At 66.4% G+C, this 13,451-nt stretch carries 11 protein-coding genes and 1 tRNA gene; all 12 read right to left on the bottom strand.

Annotated features, from left to right (window positions below; genetic code table 11):
• Position 1: 1 nt before the first annotated feature.
• The 12 genes from EFAMC2_RS00935 to EFAMC2_RS00990 all read right to left on the bottom strand — a co-directional run bounded on the left by EFAMC2_RS00935 (position 2) and on the right by EFAMC2_RS00990 (position 13,354).
• Positions 2-541 (bottom strand): hypothetical protein, encoded by a 540-nt coding sequence (locus tag EFAMC2_RS00935; RefSeq protein WP_154026091.1) that lies wholly within the window; start codon positions 539-541, stop codon positions 2-4.
• Between the two features lie 328 nt (positions 542-869).
• Positions 870-1,415, bottom strand: coding sequence for a rubrerythrin (rbr, locus tag EFAMC2_RS00940; protein WP_154026093.1), 546 nt, complete (start codon positions 1,413-1,415; stop codon positions 870-872).
• Positions 1,416-1,648: 233 nt separating this feature from the next.
• Complete coding sequence (locus EFAMC2_RS00945) at positions 1,649-2,533, bottom strand: adenine glycosylase (RefSeq protein WP_154026095.1); 885 nt, start codon at positions 2,531-2,533, stop codon at positions 1,649-1,651.
• Positions 2,517-3,065, bottom strand: coding sequence for an RrF2 family transcriptional regulator (locus tag EFAMC2_RS00950; protein WP_154026097.1), 549 nt, complete (start codon positions 3,063-3,065; stop codon positions 2,517-2,519). Before EFAMC2_RS00950 ends, EFAMC2_RS00945 begins: the two co-directional genes overlap by 17 nt.
• Before the next feature lie 3 nt (positions 3,066-3,068).
• On the bottom strand, positions 3,069-3,770 hold the full coding sequence (locus EFAMC2_RS00955; protein WP_187325064.1) for an HAD family hydrolase: 702 nt from the start codon (positions 3,768-3,770) through the stop codon (positions 3,069-3,071).
• Positions 3,771-3,967: 197 nt separating this feature from the next.
• A tRNA-Asp gene (locus EFAMC2_RS00960) sits at positions 3,968-4,044 on the bottom strand.
• A gap of 184 nt (positions 4,045-4,228) precedes the next feature.
• Entirely contained in the window at positions 4,229-5,263 is a 1,035-nt protein-coding gene (locus tag EFAMC2_RS00965) for a hypothetical protein (protein WP_154026099.1), read from the bottom strand.
• Between the two features lie 114 nt (positions 5,264-5,377).
• Positions 5,378-5,956 (bottom strand): recombination mediator RecR, encoded by a 579-nt coding sequence (recR, locus tag EFAMC2_RS00970; protein WP_261979968.1) that lies wholly within the window; start codon positions 5,954-5,956, stop codon positions 5,378-5,380.
• Between the two features lie 81 nt (positions 5,957-6,037).
• Complete coding sequence (locus EFAMC2_RS00975; protein ID WP_154026103.1) at positions 6,038-6,361, bottom strand: YbaB/EbfC family nucleoid-associated protein; 324 nt, start codon at positions 6,359-6,361, stop codon at positions 6,038-6,040.
• Between the two features lie 237 nt (positions 6,362-6,598).
• Positions 6,599-9,004: a DNA polymerase III subunit gamma/tau gene (dnaX, locus tag EFAMC2_RS00980; RefSeq protein WP_154026105.1), complete on the bottom strand. Its 2,406-nt coding sequence runs from the start codon at positions 9,002-9,004 to the stop codon at positions 6,599-6,601.
• Between the two features lie 230 nt (positions 9,005-9,234).
• Positions 9,235-12,417, bottom strand: a complete 3,183-nt coding sequence (locus tag EFAMC2_RS00985) for a glycoside hydrolase family 3 N-terminal domain-containing protein (protein ID WP_187325065.1) — start codon at positions 12,415-12,417, stop codon at positions 9,235-9,237.
• A gap of 433 nt (positions 12,418-12,850) precedes the next feature.
• The gene (locus EFAMC2_RS00990; protein WP_154026109.1) at positions 12,851-13,354 is read right to left on the bottom strand and encodes a GtrA family protein; all 504 of its coding nucleotides are present in this window, start codon (positions 13,352-13,354) and stop codon (positions 12,851-12,853) included.
• Positions 13,355-13,451: the final 97 nt, after the last annotated feature.

A 13,451-nucleotide genomic window follows, 5' to 3' on the forward strand; every position in this document is an offset into this window, starting at 1 on the left:
CTTAGACCAAGTCTTCTGCTTGCGCTTGGAGCAGCGTTCCATATCGCCAAATCGCTGAAAGCGAGAAACACGTGACAGCGCAGAGGATCGCTCCCATGTCCAACGGTATTGTCAGACCTTCGATCATTTCTTGGGGCGCGCTGACGAAAAAGAACGGACCCAAGGCAATTGCCACAAACCCTGGCGATGTTATTACCTCGATTATTGCAACGGCCACAAACATCCAACCGAGTGCGCCGATTCTACGGGCATGCGCAAACGTGAACGGTGACTCTCCCTCGGCCATGTCGCCGCTAATCCCCCTCAAGGTCAATGCGGCCATGCCACAAATGATTAGATAGGCAAGCGGAACAACAACGGATACCGTATGAGAGGAATCGGCAATCAAGCCATTCGATATCTTGCCCAGCACCATTACTGCGACCACCGCTGAACAGATACAAATCAAAACCAATAGAACGGTAAACAGCAGGCGTAGCTTTTTCCCAAGTCGCTGCATGCGATTCAGTGAATCCTCAATCTGTCGAGCGCCATTCGCCATATTGGCCTCCGTGTAACGACGGCATTGCCAAACTTCTGGCCATCTTATCGTTGGTTACTTAATTGCAGTCCGGCATAAGATAGCCCCACATAACCGATACTAGAGAGCCTTCCCGAGCTCCATAAGGCCTTCGCGGATTGCGCAGAAATACTCCCAAACGTCGGGGACCCTCTTTGAAGAAGCCTGTAGCCACACGAGAGGAACTCGAGTTTTGTAGCAAAAGGCCCCCATGTCCAAGGCCTGCGTTTCGGTCTTGGAAATGGGGGCCGCTCGCCGACATCAGAATTACTCGTGCGCCAGCGAAATCACGGTCGGCGTGGAAGGCCGCCTAGTAGTTGACGACCTGCTCCTCGAAGTAGGACTGCGGGTGCTTGCAGACCGGGCAAATCTTCGGGGCCTTCTCGCCAACGTGCAGGTGACCGCAGTTGAGGCACTTCCAGACCTTGACGCCCGGACGCTCGAAGACCTCGCCCTTCTCGACGCGCTCGGCCAGCTTGTTGTAGCGCTCCTCGTGGGCCTTCTCGATGGCACCGACGCCGCGGAACTTGGCGGCGATCTCCTTGAAGCCCTCGGCCTTGGCGGTCTCGGCGAAGCCCTTGTACATGTCGGTCCACTCGTAGTGCTCACCGGCGGCGGCGTCCTTGAGGTTGGTCAGCGTGTCGGGCACGTCACCGTCGTGGAGGTACTTGAACCAGAGCTTGGCGTGCTCGCGCTCGTTGCCAGAGGTCTCCGTGAAGATGTCGGAGATCTGGACGTAACCCTCCTTCTTGGCGGCCTTGGCGTAGTAGCTGTACTTCATGGAAGCCTGCGACTCGCCGGCGAAGGCGGTCTCGAGGTTCTTCTTGGTCTGGGACTCGTTGAAATCAACAGCCATGGCATCCTCCTTGTGCGCGCTCTCTCAGGCAATCGGCAGCTGGTCCAGCCACGCTGTCAGGCCAGCCCTCCCCGCGAAACGCTCCGCAGGCCCCGGGCCGATTGCCCCACTGCCCCGCTCCATCGCGAGGCGAGTACAGCATACCCTAGTTGAGGCATTTTCTTATCAAGAATCGTTCCTATTAAGAAGAAAGATACAGTTAACTGTGGTTATCTCTGATGTCCTCAGAAGCTTTAGGCATACCAGGTACCGTCAAGTTCGCGACAAAATCCCTCGCCAGACAACTCGTTGAGGATTTCTTCCACATACGACGTTTGGACGGGCTCGCGCCTGGCGGCCACCTCCTGCCGGCTCAGCCCTGCACACACTTCCTCTACAGACAGGCCGGCCGCACCCACAGCTCGAGCGTCCAGAAGCATACGCACCACGGCGGCGCGCTTCTGCCGGTGTGAGCCCTCGAACTTGGACTGGCGCACGTTCGCACGCGAGCGGCGCGAGGGGTTGGGCAGCGTCTTCTTGAGGTGAAAACCGTAGTCTAGCAAGGCGTAGTACCAGGTACGCGGCGTGCAGGGAGCGTCCGCGCCCGCAATCTCCTCGGGAGCCTGCGGGCAGGCCTCGCGCACAAGCGGCACGAGCGCCGAGTCTGGCACCCCCTCGGCATCGGGAAAGAGCTCGTGGAGGAACACGGCCCGCACGTTGGTCTCGAGGTAGACGCCGGGCAGGTCGAAGGCGAACGCACGAATGCCCGACGCCGTGGCCGGACCGATGCCCGGCAGCGCCTTCAGCGCGGCCTCGTCGCTGGGAACCATCCCCGCATGCTCGGCTGAAATAACCTGCGCGGCCTTCCAAAGCGCCAGCGCCCGGCGATTGTAGCCAAGGCCCTGCCACTCGGCCAACACGTCTGCCGAGGATGCCGCCGCAAGCGCGTCGGGCGTGGGAAAGCGCTCGAGCCAGCTCTGCCAGCGGCCGTCGACGCGCGAGACCTGCGTCTGCTGGAGCATGGCCTCGGAAACCCAGATGGCATAGGGGTTGCGCGTACGGCGCCACGGAAGATCGCGGTAGAGCCCGCGACCGAGGGCGTAGATGCGCGCGCGGAAGGCCTCAGACTCGAACGACATCGGCTGTCTCGAGGTCGATCGTGGGAAGGGGCGCCCCCTGCGCACGGGCATCGCGCAGGGCAACGCTCGAGACACAGCCGGAGCCACCCGGGCGCGTGAAGCGCTCCTCCACGACAGGACGTGCCTCGCCCGCAACCACCTGTGCGAGGGTCACGGAGCTCAAATAGCTGCCAAGCAGCTCCTGGGCGCCCGCCCAGATGGGGTTGTAGCAGCAGCTAGCCGCGCGCGGACACACGCCGCCATCGGGGCCCGAGGTTGCGCAGGCTGAGACCGAGGACGGCCCCTGAACTGCCTCCACCACCTGCAGCAGCGTCACCGACGCCGGGTCCACCATCAGGCGCATGCCACCTCGCGACCCGCGCAGGCTCTCGATGATGCCGGCACGGGAGAGGTCGTGCTGGATGGAGCGCGCGAAGGAGTAGGGCACGCCGTTGCCGTCCGCCGCGGAACGGACGGATATGACGCCCGAGGGCGTGCGCACGAGGTCGGTGAGCATGCGGAGGGCGTAGTCGGTCTTCCTCGAGATGTCCACGGCCTACCTCCAGTCCAAGATAGGCCAGTCGCGGCGCTTGGCCAGAGACTTGAGCGTCTTGCCGGGGCAGACGGCAAAGCCGTGCTCGGCCTGCGCCAGCAGCGGCTCGTCGGTGAAGTGGTCGCCATAGGCGTAGGCGATGGTCCAGGCACCCTTGCCAAGGTGCTCGTCTGCCCAACGGGAGACGGCGCGACACTTGCCCTCCCCCGCCACGACCTCACCGTCCACGCGACCCGTGAAGTGGCCGTTGGCGTCGAGCTGCATGCGCGTGGCCACGAAGCCGTCCACGCCGAGGTCATCGGCGGCAACGCAGGCGATCTCGTGGAAGGTGGCCGAGATGAGCAGGGTCACGCAGCCCTCCTCATTGCGACGGCGCACCTCCGCCACGGCGTCCTTGCGGTAGCGCGGGGCGAGCACCTCGTCGTGGAAGCTGCGCATGATGCGACGCGCGTCCTCGAGGTCGTGGCTGCCAAGATCGCGGAAGATGAGCTCGCGGGCCTCGTCCTGGCGGTACGGAAGGTGCAGCTTGTAACGGCAGCCCCACCAGAGCAGACGGCCCGTGGTGCGCGGCGAGATGAGATGGCGAGCGAGCAGGTAGCGCGAGAAGAGCGAACCGGACTGGCCGTCGATGATGGTGCCGTCATAGTCAAAGACGGCAAGACGGGCGATACCCCCGTCCTCCTCGGTTCTCGTGCTTTCGGCCACGTGCGCTCCCCTCGCGTGGCCGTCTCTCTGAGGGCCGCGTTGCGTGCGAACAGTTGGGTGCGCCAGCGTCCGACTGACGTGGGCGGAGGCGCGTTGTGGGAAATTGTACCAAGCGCGCTCACATTTGTCGTGAGGCGAGGAGGGGCCATCCGTAACGAAAAAGGGCCCCGGTTTCCCGGGACCCTCATCCTTTGCAATGGCGGGATATGCGGGGCTCGAACCCGCGACCTCCGACGTGACAGGCCGGCGCTCTAACCAGCTGAGCTAATACCCCGTTCGGTGCGAGAGCTATAGTACAGGAAATCTCAAGTACGTGTCTAGCCCCATTTTTGAGGTTTTTTGCCGGGGCAGAAACGGACATTGCGGCACGACTCCACAACGCAGCCCCGCCCCAGGGAGGCCATGGCGATATTGCCTCGCGCCAGAGGCCCACCGCGTTGCCGACGGGCAGCGCAGCCCTACGCCAAGCGAACCGTCGTGACGTTGCCGTTGACGTCCCAGATCACAAGGTTGCCGTCATTGACCTCGGCGGAAGAAACCTCGCCCTGGCCGGTCACGGGCTGGCCGTCGGAGCCGGAGACCTGCCCGGGCACGGCGCCGTCCGCCAGCATGTAGCTCATGACGTCCCACGTGCCATCCCCCAGGTTCTCGGGGATGTAGAAGGCACCGTTGTAGGTAAGCACCGTCACCGGCACACCGGCAAGCGTGAAGACCGTGGACGACTCGCCGGCGCTCTCGCGCACGAAGGCCCAGCCGGCATCGGTCTGCGAGACGCCAAACGACGCGCCGTTCATCTCGAGCTGCTGACCGGGGTCGACCTGCGTGAGGGGCTGCGTGGCGGCAGCATCCCCACCCGCGGCGACATCGTCTGCCGGCCCCATGAGCGCAGCCGCAAGCACGAGCATGAGCACAATCACGACGACACCGGCTACGACAATGCCCACGATGGCTCCCACCGGAGCCTTCTTCGCGACACCCCGCTTCCTGCCACGAATCTTGCGACGCGCCGCCCTGCGCCCGATCACCACGCCCGCCATGGCGTCGCCCTTGGGCGTGCGGTGGGCCACGTCGTCCTCCGGCATGGCCACACGAGCCACTTCCGCGGCATGGGCCGCCGTCTCGCGCGTGGAGAGCACAGCACCCTGGCCCGGCGTGATGGTGTGGAAGGAACCGGTAACGGCCGGATCAACGCCAATGGGCCGAGGGGCGTCGTCATTGGCGAAGGAGACACCCACGCCGTCGTCCGAAGCAACAGAGGTAACCGGGACCTGACCCTCGGCAAGGTTGAAGCTGTCGTTGCCACCAAGCTGGGAGAAGTGATGGGCGCCCGCCGTGGCGCGAGAGGCCTCGGCAAAGCGCGGCTGGTGCTGGGGAGCGGCCTGGGGACGAATCTCCCCGGCGTCCCGGGCGGGAGCCGCCATATGCCGGTTCGGGGCGTGGTGCACCTCGGGCCGCTCGCCCTCGACTACCTGCTTGAATCGCTTGGCCGCCATGAACGTCCCCCTCATTTGCGCAGCATGCGACTGAAGCCGGCGCCGCACGGACACGCGCACCAACTGGCGTGGCGTTCCGCGGACACCGGCCGCAGCGCAATCTTGCTTTCGATTCTACAGCTCGCGGCGAGCCTCGATGGCCCTGCCAAGGGTGACCTCGTCCGCATACTCAAGGTCACCACCAACCGGAAGGCCACTTGCCAGACGCGTGACGTGCACCCCAAGCGGCTTGACGGTGCGAGAGAGATAGGTGGCGGTGGTCTCGCCCTCCACGTCTGGGTTCGTGGCGAGAATCACCTCGTTGACCTCGCCGTCTGCAAGGCGGGAGAGCAGTTCGCGAACGTGCAACTGCTCGGGGCCGATCTTGTCCATGGGCGAGATCACGCCGCCAAGCACGTGGTAGAGCCCGTGATAGGCACCCGTGCGCTCGATGGCCGAGACATCTCGCGGCTCGGAGACCACGCAGATGGAGGTACGGTCGCGGCTCTCGTCCTCGCAGACGTCACAGAGCTCGCGCGTGGCGTAGCTGAAGCAGACGGGGCAGAAGTGAACCTGCTGCTTGACGTCGAGAATCGCCCTGGCGAGACGGCGGGCCTCCTCTGCGTCTGCCCCCAGGATGTGGTAGGCGATGCGCTGCGCGCTCTTGGGGCCGATGCCCGGCAGGCGGCCGAGCTCGTCCAGCAAGCGGCGCAGTGCCCGCCCGTCGTTATTTGGAGAAGTCGATGCCCCCGCAAACGCGGAGGCATCGGCGTCGAAGTGCGCGTGGGGCATTGCCTAGAACAGCCCTGGGATGTTCATGCCACCCATACCCGTAGCGGCGCTCATCTGGGCGCCGGCGGCCTCCTGCGCGGAGGAGAGGGCCTCGTTGACGGCGGCGAGGACCATGTCCTGCAGCAGCTCGACATCCTCGGGGTCGCAGGCGTCCGGCGAGATCTCGATGGACTTGAGCTGCATCTCGGCCGTGGCAGTGACCTTGACCATGCCGCCGCCGGTGGAGGCGGAGACCTCGATGTCCTTAAGCTTCTCCTGCGCGGCCGCAAGCTGCTCCTGCATCTTGCGGGCCTGCTTCATCATCTGCTGCATGTTCATCTGGGGCATGTGAGCTCCTTTTTCGTTGCCGCCCGTTGGCGGCGCCTTTGCTGTTCATCTTTCAAAACTCTAGCGATTCTTTGCGCCCATGGCGAGACGCATGGCATGCCGAGCTTGCCGCGAAGCGCTGGCATGCCGAGCCCGTAGCGAAGCGCGCCGGAAGTCTGACCCGCGAAAACGGACTGCGAAGCCAGGGTCATCGTGCAGGGCAGAAAGCTCCGGAATGCTCGCCACGAGGCGAAGGGGCTAGCTGCCGATGGGGTTGTTGCTCTCGTCCACGATCGTCGCCTTGGTCTTGCCGAAGACCTCCGAGAACATCGAGATGAGCTCGTCGGTGGTGGCAGGCACCTCGCTGGACGCGGCGTCGGCAGGGCCGGCGGTAACGGTCGCCTGGGGCACGGCAACCTGAGGCGAGGGCGCCAGGACGGCGGGCGTGGGTCCAAGCTGGGGCGCCGAGAAGGGCACGGGGGCCGGCGCGGAAGTCGGCACGGCCGAGGGGGGCGTGCTCGGAGCAGGCGTGACACCTCGAGCGATATCCGGAATCTTGAGCTTGGCCGCCCTAGATGGAACCGGCGCAGTCGAGGCAAGCGCCCTGCCGGCGCCGTCGGAGCCGGCGGGCGGCTCTGCAAACGTGCGGGACGGGGCCACGGGATGACCGCCGTCGAAAGGTGGCTCGTCGTCCGGGAGGAAGGCGTCGGCGTCGTCGTAGGGCGGTTCGTCGTCGGCGGACTCTGGCGCGGGAGCGGCAGCCGCCGGGGCAGCGGGCTCGGCGGGCGCGGGCTCGGCAGGAACCGCAGCGGCGGCCGCCGATGCAGGCGCTGGCACGGCCGGCGCGACGGGGATCGCCGAGGCAGGCTGCGGCGCAGGCGTTGCGACGGGTGCCAGCGTAGGCGACGGCACGGCAGACTGGACGGACGCCGGCTCAGAAGCGGCGCTGGCGGGAACAGGCGCGGGAGCGCTCGTCTTCGGCTGCGACAAGGGGGCTGCGGCCTCCGGCCTGGAGACGGAGGCCGCCGAGCTAGGGCGGGCCGGGGCTCCGGAATCCCCGTAGCTCAGCGTTCTGGGGCCAAAGGCATCCGCCACGGCCTTGTCGACGATGGCCCTCACATCGGCGCGCTCGAGCATGCGACGCGTGAAGGCGCTGCCGGCGGGCAGGCTGATTGTGAGCGTAGAGCCGTCATCCGCCTCGGCCGAGGCGTTGAGCAGCAGCGAAGCGCAGGAGGCGTTGGTCTTGAGCAGGGCGCCGACCATGCCCTTCCAGGTGCGTTGCAGCTCGGAGTCCGCCACGGGAGAGGATACGGGTGCGGGCTTGGGGGCAGTCGGCGCAGGCGTAGGTTGCGGCGCAGGCGTAGGCCGCGGTGCGGGGGCGGGAGCCGGGGCCGATACAGGCGCGGGAGCTGGCCGCGGTGCGGGGGCGGGAGCCGGCGCGGGGGCGGGAGCCGACCTGGGCGCAGCCACAGGCGCGGTGGCAGCCACACCAGCAGCCGCCACGGCAACGGTGCCCGAGGCAACCCTCGCCTCTAGCGCCTCAAGGCGCTCGGCCAGGGCCTCGAGTGTCAGGTCGCTTTCCGGACGGGCGGCGCGCGTCAGCGCCACCTCGAGCGTCAGGCGCTGATTGGCCGCCGCGCGCATCTCCAGCGCCGCGTCATCGAGCACCGTGAGCACGCGGGCCAGGCGGTCGGCACCGCCAAACGCGGCGGCCTCCTCGCCCAGGCGCTCCTCCTCGCCTGGCGTGGCGTCCACCACACCGGGCTGCGCTCCCGCAAGACTCACCACATACACGTTGCGCACGCGGCCCATGAGCTCGCGCGTGAACTGCAGGAGGTCCCCGCCGCCGTTGACCAGGCCCGCCACCTCGGCAAACATGGTAGGCACATCGCGCTTGGCAAGCGCCATGGACATCACGGCGATGCGCGAGTTGCTCACCTCGCCCAGCAGGTCTCGAGCGGCGGCGGCCGTAATGGCGCCGTCGCCAAACACCGAAAGCTGCTCGAGCGTGGAGATGGCGTCGCGCATGCCGCCGCGGGCGTGGCGCACCACGAGCTCGATGGCCTCGTCCTCGTAGGAGAAGTCCTCACGCTTGCAGATGTCCGCAAGGTGCTCGCGCATCTCGGCCGCACCGATGGGCCGGAAGTCGAAGCGCTGCACGCGCGAGAGAATCGTGGGCAGCACCTTCTGGGGGTCCGTGGTGCACATGATGAAGACCACATGCGCAGGAGGCTCCTCGAGCGTCTTGAGCAGCGCGTTGAACGCCGCCGGCGTGAGCATGTGGACCTCGTCGATGATGTAGACCTTGTAGCGGCCCCGCACCGGCGCGTAGTCCACGCGGTTAATGATCTCCTCGCGCACGTTGTCCACGCCCGTGCGGCTTGCCGCGTCGAGCTCGTAGACGTCGGGGTGGTCACCCGTGGCGATGAGCTGGCACTCCTCGCAGGTGCCGTCGGGGAGATGCCCCGCGCCCCGCTCGCACTCGAGCGCCTTGGCAAGGATGCGCGCCATGGTGGTCTTACCGGTGCCGCGCGGGCCGCAGAACAGGTAGGCATGGCTCGTGCGGCCCTCGGTGACGGCCCGTTCGAGCGTGGAGACGACATGCTGCTGGCCCACGACGTCCTCGAACGTCTGCGGGCGATATTTCCTGTAGAGCGATTCCATGGGGCCCTCCGGCGCTTCGGTTGAATGCAATCCAGTATAGGGGGCGGACCCGGCATCGGAGCGCCAGGGAGCCCGGGCTGCCGGGGAGCTCGGGGCGCCGAGAAGGCGCGAGGCCTCACGGGGCGGGGCCATAACCTTGGCATTCCCGTCCGAACGGCCACGGAGCTCGAGGTTATGACCCGCGGCGTCGCCCGAGGGTCTTTGCAGCGAGCCCGCGCGCGACCACCTGGCTAGCCCTTGTCGCGCTTCCCGTCCCCGCCGGGCCTGCCCTTGCCGAGTCTGTCGAGCCTCCCCTTAGCGAACCCGCCCTTGCCGAGCTTGCCGGGCTTCGCGCGTTTCCCATCGCCGCCCCCGCGGCGGCCGCGCAGGGCACAGCGCGTAGCAAGCGCGAGCAGCCCGAGGGCAACCACGTCGATGCCTGCCACGGCGATGGGCCACAGCGGCACCGCGCCGGTGATCTTGGGCTTGCGCGCCGAGTCATCGCCCGCCTTGGCTGCATATGCCTCGTTCGCCACGCGAGCATTGAGCTCCATGTAGAGCACGTCCTTGGCCGCCCGGCGCAGCGCCTGCCGATAGATGGTGGACGAGGTGTCGCCCACAAGCTGCGTGCCGGCCATCCACAGGTCGCCGCCAGCATAGAGAGCGTGGTCTCCACTCATGTACTTGGGGTGGTCGGAGTAGTCTGTGATCACGGCACCTCGGAAGCCCCACTCGCCGCGAAGCACGTCCGTGAGCAGGCTTCTCGAGCCGCCGGCCCACACGGCGCCGATCCTGTTGTACGAGCTCATCATGCCCGTGGCGCCATAGGTCTCGACCAGACGCTGGAAGGGGCGCAGGTAGAGCTCGCGCAGCGTCTGCTCGGTCATCCAGGTGTAGCAGCCGTCGCGGAAGATGTGCGCCTCGCCGTCGTTGCAGATAAGGTGCTTCACGTACGTGAAGATCCCAGCCTCTCGGGCGCCGGCCACCATGTTTCCGGCCACTTCGCCTGTGACGAGCGGGTCCTCCGAGCAGTACTCGTAGTTGCGGCCGCCCACGGGGCTGCGATGCAGGTTGGCGGCCGGCGCGTACCAGCCGCCATAGCCCAGCTGGCCCGCCTGCTTGCCGATGGCCCTGCCAACCACGCGCGCCAGCGACGCATTCCACGTCTGGGCGAGAATCCAGGGGCAGGGAAAGCCCGTCCCCACCGAGAAGCCGGTAAAGCCACCCATCTGGGCGGGGCCGTCGGCGTCCTTGGTTGCCTCCTTGCCAATGCTTCGCAGCTCAGCCGTGCCGGAGTAGGCGTCACACACGAGTTGCACTGCCTCGATGGGCTTCAACTGATTCAGCAGCGAGTCCCAAGCCTCGTCGTCATAGCTCGCCCCAAGCGTGCGGCCAAGCGACGTGAGCTCGCCCTCGTACGCGGCACGCTGCGCCCCCAGTCCGCCCATGTGCACGCGGTCCGCACCCTCGGCAACCCACGCCTCGATATCGTCCTTCGTGAAAAGGTTGAGATCGGCCACCTGGTCGGGAATTGTACGGTTCTCGTCGTTGTGGCCCGGGAAGGTGCCCGCAAAGTCTCCTCGCGTGAGATAGGCAATCTCCTGGCCTGTGTCCACGCCATCGATGCCCGCCCCATCGGGTGCGTCGGCCCCCGTAAAGCGGTTGCGCACCTCGACGCCCGTAACCGGGTCCGTGGGGAACTGGCGGTTGTGGCGCAGCCGGCACGTGACCCGCGCGCCCTCCGCAGCATCTGGCGTATGGGCATTGCGCCGCAGCGTAAAGGTGTAGTCGCCGGGGTCGAGCTCGTAGCCGGCAAATCCGTTGGCATTGGCGTCTGAGTAGTCATACGAGGCAAGGTCTGAGAGCACAAAGGAGAGCGTGAGCTCCTGGCGCTCGCCCGCCGCGAGGACGTTCGTGCGCGCATAGGCCACGAGCTGGAGGGAGGGCTTCTCAATCTGGCCCGGCATGTAGGGAACCTCGGCGTAGAGCTGCACCACATCCGCGCCGGAGCGTTCGCCCTCGTTGGTGACACCCACGGTGAACGAGAGCGAGTCCAGGTCATCAAGGCGCTCGCCCTCTGCAGGGCGGTCCACAACATCCCAGGTAAAGCTCGTATAGCTGAGCCCGTAGCCAAAGGGATACTGCACCACGCCCTCATAGCCGGCCCCATGCTCGTTGGAGACGCCCGCCCAGTAGCCCTCGGCGTCGGCCGTCTCGTACCAGCGGTAGCCCACATACGGCCCCTCGGCATAGTCCACGTAGCTGACCTGCTCGTAGTTGTAGGCCTCGCCGAGGTTTCCGCAGCTTGTGCCATCTGCCGGGTACAGGCCCTGGGCGCCCGCATAGGCACCCACGCCCTGCTTGCCGGAATGTGCGTAGCTGGCCGCCGTCTTGAGGCTGTAGGCCCAGGTGTCCGTGGTGCGGCCCGTGGGTGAGACGCCGCCCCACAGCAGCTGCGGCAGCGCGGCTGCCGCCCTCTGACCCGTATAGCCGGCGAGCAGGCAGGCGCCGATGCCGGGAATGGTCTCTATGGGGCCCAGCTCCATCACATTTCCGCAGTTGAGGACCACGATGACGCGCTCGTAGTTAGCGCCCACATACCTGAGGAGGCGCTCCTCCTCGCGCGAGAGCGCAAGGGTGTGGCGCGTGAGGTCGCACACGATCTTGGCGCCGCGCTTGGTGCGCCTGTACTGGACCTCCGGCAGGTCACTGCTCTCCCCCGCCAGCCGGCCTATGACGACGATGGCCACGCGGGAGAACTCGAGGGCGTGCTCGAGGAGGGTCTGCGAGTAGTAGTCCTCGTCCTCGATATCCGGCTCGTAGAGGCGCGAGGACTGCTCGGGCCAGCTGTGGAGGGTTGCCGTGAACTCGCGGGCGGCCTGGAAGCCCTCATACATGGCCGTGAGCTCGGGGTTGTTCTCAATGCCGGCTTCCTCGAGCGCCTCGAGGAAGGTCAGGTCCACGGACTTGACGCCACCCGAGCCCGAGCCGCCGCCAAGCCAGTCCGTCGAGGCCCAGCCAAAGACGTTGACCCTGGTGACGGACTCGGGGATGGGCAGGGTGAGCTCGGTGGGCCGTACGGAGGCGGAGGCGTCCGGAGAGGCACCAACAGAAGTGGAAGAAGAGCCCGTCGTGGCGCCGACGGAGGGGATGCCGACCGTTGCGGCACCGCCAGTCGTGGCACTGATGGCGTCGGGAGTCGGGCCCGATTTCGCAGCAGCGGCGCCCGCGGTCTCGGTGTCCCCGGTCATCGCAGCGCCGGCCTCCGCCGCGGCAGTACTCGCACGTCTGACCACATTGACGGGCTCGTTGCGCAGCAGCACGGCACCCGTCGCCTCGACGCGCTCGGCAAGCTGCTCGTTATCCCTGGTAGTGGCCTCGCGCTGGGCATCCGTGACGTCTACGGACAACGGGTTGACAATGCGATTGAGCATGGAGGAGTAGCGTACAGCGGTGCCCGTTCCCACCGCAGCGGCGCCGACCAAGGCCGCCGAACCGGCAACGAACGCACGCCTGCGGATAACGTGGCCCCGCGCCTTTGACCGGTGCACGCCCTTGTCCGCACTCGCCGGCGCCTTGTCAGCCCCGGCCTTGCGCCTCTTGCCCCAACCAGCCATCCATACCCCCGAACGCGCGTTAGCACTATCTGCTGCCAACTATAGTCGCACTGCCGGACATCAAATATGGACGCAGGGCCGCTGAGGGCACTCTCGGCAATGGCGGAGGAGGACCCGACGACTTGAGAACGCGGAGGCATGCCAAGACTCAGACGCGGTAAGCCTCCTCGGCCCCGCATCCATTCACGCGGGCCCGGCACAGCTCGCGCGCGCGGTCGCCTTCCGGCCCCGCGCCTATCCGGGCACCCCCTCACTTCCCCTTCGGCATGACCCAGAACTTGAGGATGGGATAGCTCACCACCACCGCGAGCACGGTATTCACCACGCTCGCGACGGTTGCGGCCACGCCGCTCGCCATGCCAAGGCTCACGCATAGGCTCGTGACGTGGCCGGGCAGCACGAGATTGACCACCACGATCACCACGGCAAGCACGGCAAAGCGCGGGGCAGCCGTGGAGAAGTTTGCATCGCTCTTGAATACCCATGTTTTCTGGACGAAGAAGTTGACGACCTGCGCGAGCACCTCGGCAAGCAGAAAGGTGAGAAAGCCGCCCAAACCGCCCGAGTTGGCGCTCGTGTAATCGAAGATGAGAAAGCTGAACGGCCGGGTGAGGGCAAGCCCCGACACGAACACCGCCGCGCCAACCCACGTCATCACGAAGCGCGTGACGGTGGAGATGTTCGACAGGATGTTGAAGAGGATGAACTCCCACAGATCCGGGTGCCTGTCGCGCCAGGACTTGAATACGCTCATATCGACCTCCAAAAGACGCTCATATCGGCCTCCAAAAGACGCTCACATCGACCTCCGGCTATTGGAGGAAGGGCAGCGCGGGCGGACGCAGACCGGC

Origin of the sequence: Olsenella uli, from assembly GCF_901212655.1 — a bacterium.
In the GTDB taxonomy this organism is placed as follows: Bacteria; Actinomycetota; Coriobacteriia; order Coriobacteriales; family Atopobiaceae; genus Parolsenella; species Parolsenella uli_A.

Bases quoted from the DNA above. Each gene is read 5' to 3' on its own strand.
- EFAMC2_RS00990 (WP_154026109.1), bottom strand. From the start codon at position 13,354: ATGAGCGTATTCAAGTCCTGGCGCGACAGGCACCCGGATCTGTGGGAG.
- EFAMC2_RS00975 (WP_154026103.1), bottom strand. From the start codon at position 6,361: ATGCCCCAGATGAACATGCAGCAGATGATGAAGCAGGCCCGCAAGATG.
- EFAMC2_RS00945 (WP_154026095.1), bottom strand. From the start codon at position 2,533: ATGTCGTTCGAGTCTGAGGCCTTCCGCGCGCGCATCTACGCCCTCGGT.
- dnaX (WP_154026105.1), bottom strand. From the start codon at position 9,004: ATGGAATCGCTCTACAGGAAATATCGCCCGCAGACGTTCGAGGACGTC.
- EFAMC2_RS00965 (WP_154026099.1), bottom strand. From the start codon at position 5,263: ATGGCGGCCAAGCGATTCAAGCAGGTAGTCGAGGGCGAGCGGCCCGAG.
- EFAMC2_RS00985 (WP_187325065.1), bottom strand. From the start codon at position 12,417: ATGCTCAATCGCATTGTCAACCCGTTGTCCGTAGACGTCACGGATGCC.
- EFAMC2_RS00935 (WP_154026091.1), bottom strand. From the start codon at position 541: ATGGCGAATGGCGCTCGACAGATTGAGGATTCACTGAATCGCATGCAG.
- rbr (WP_154026093.1), bottom strand. From the start codon at position 1,415: ATGGCTGTTGATTTCAACGAGTCCCAGACCAAGAAGAACCTCGAGACC.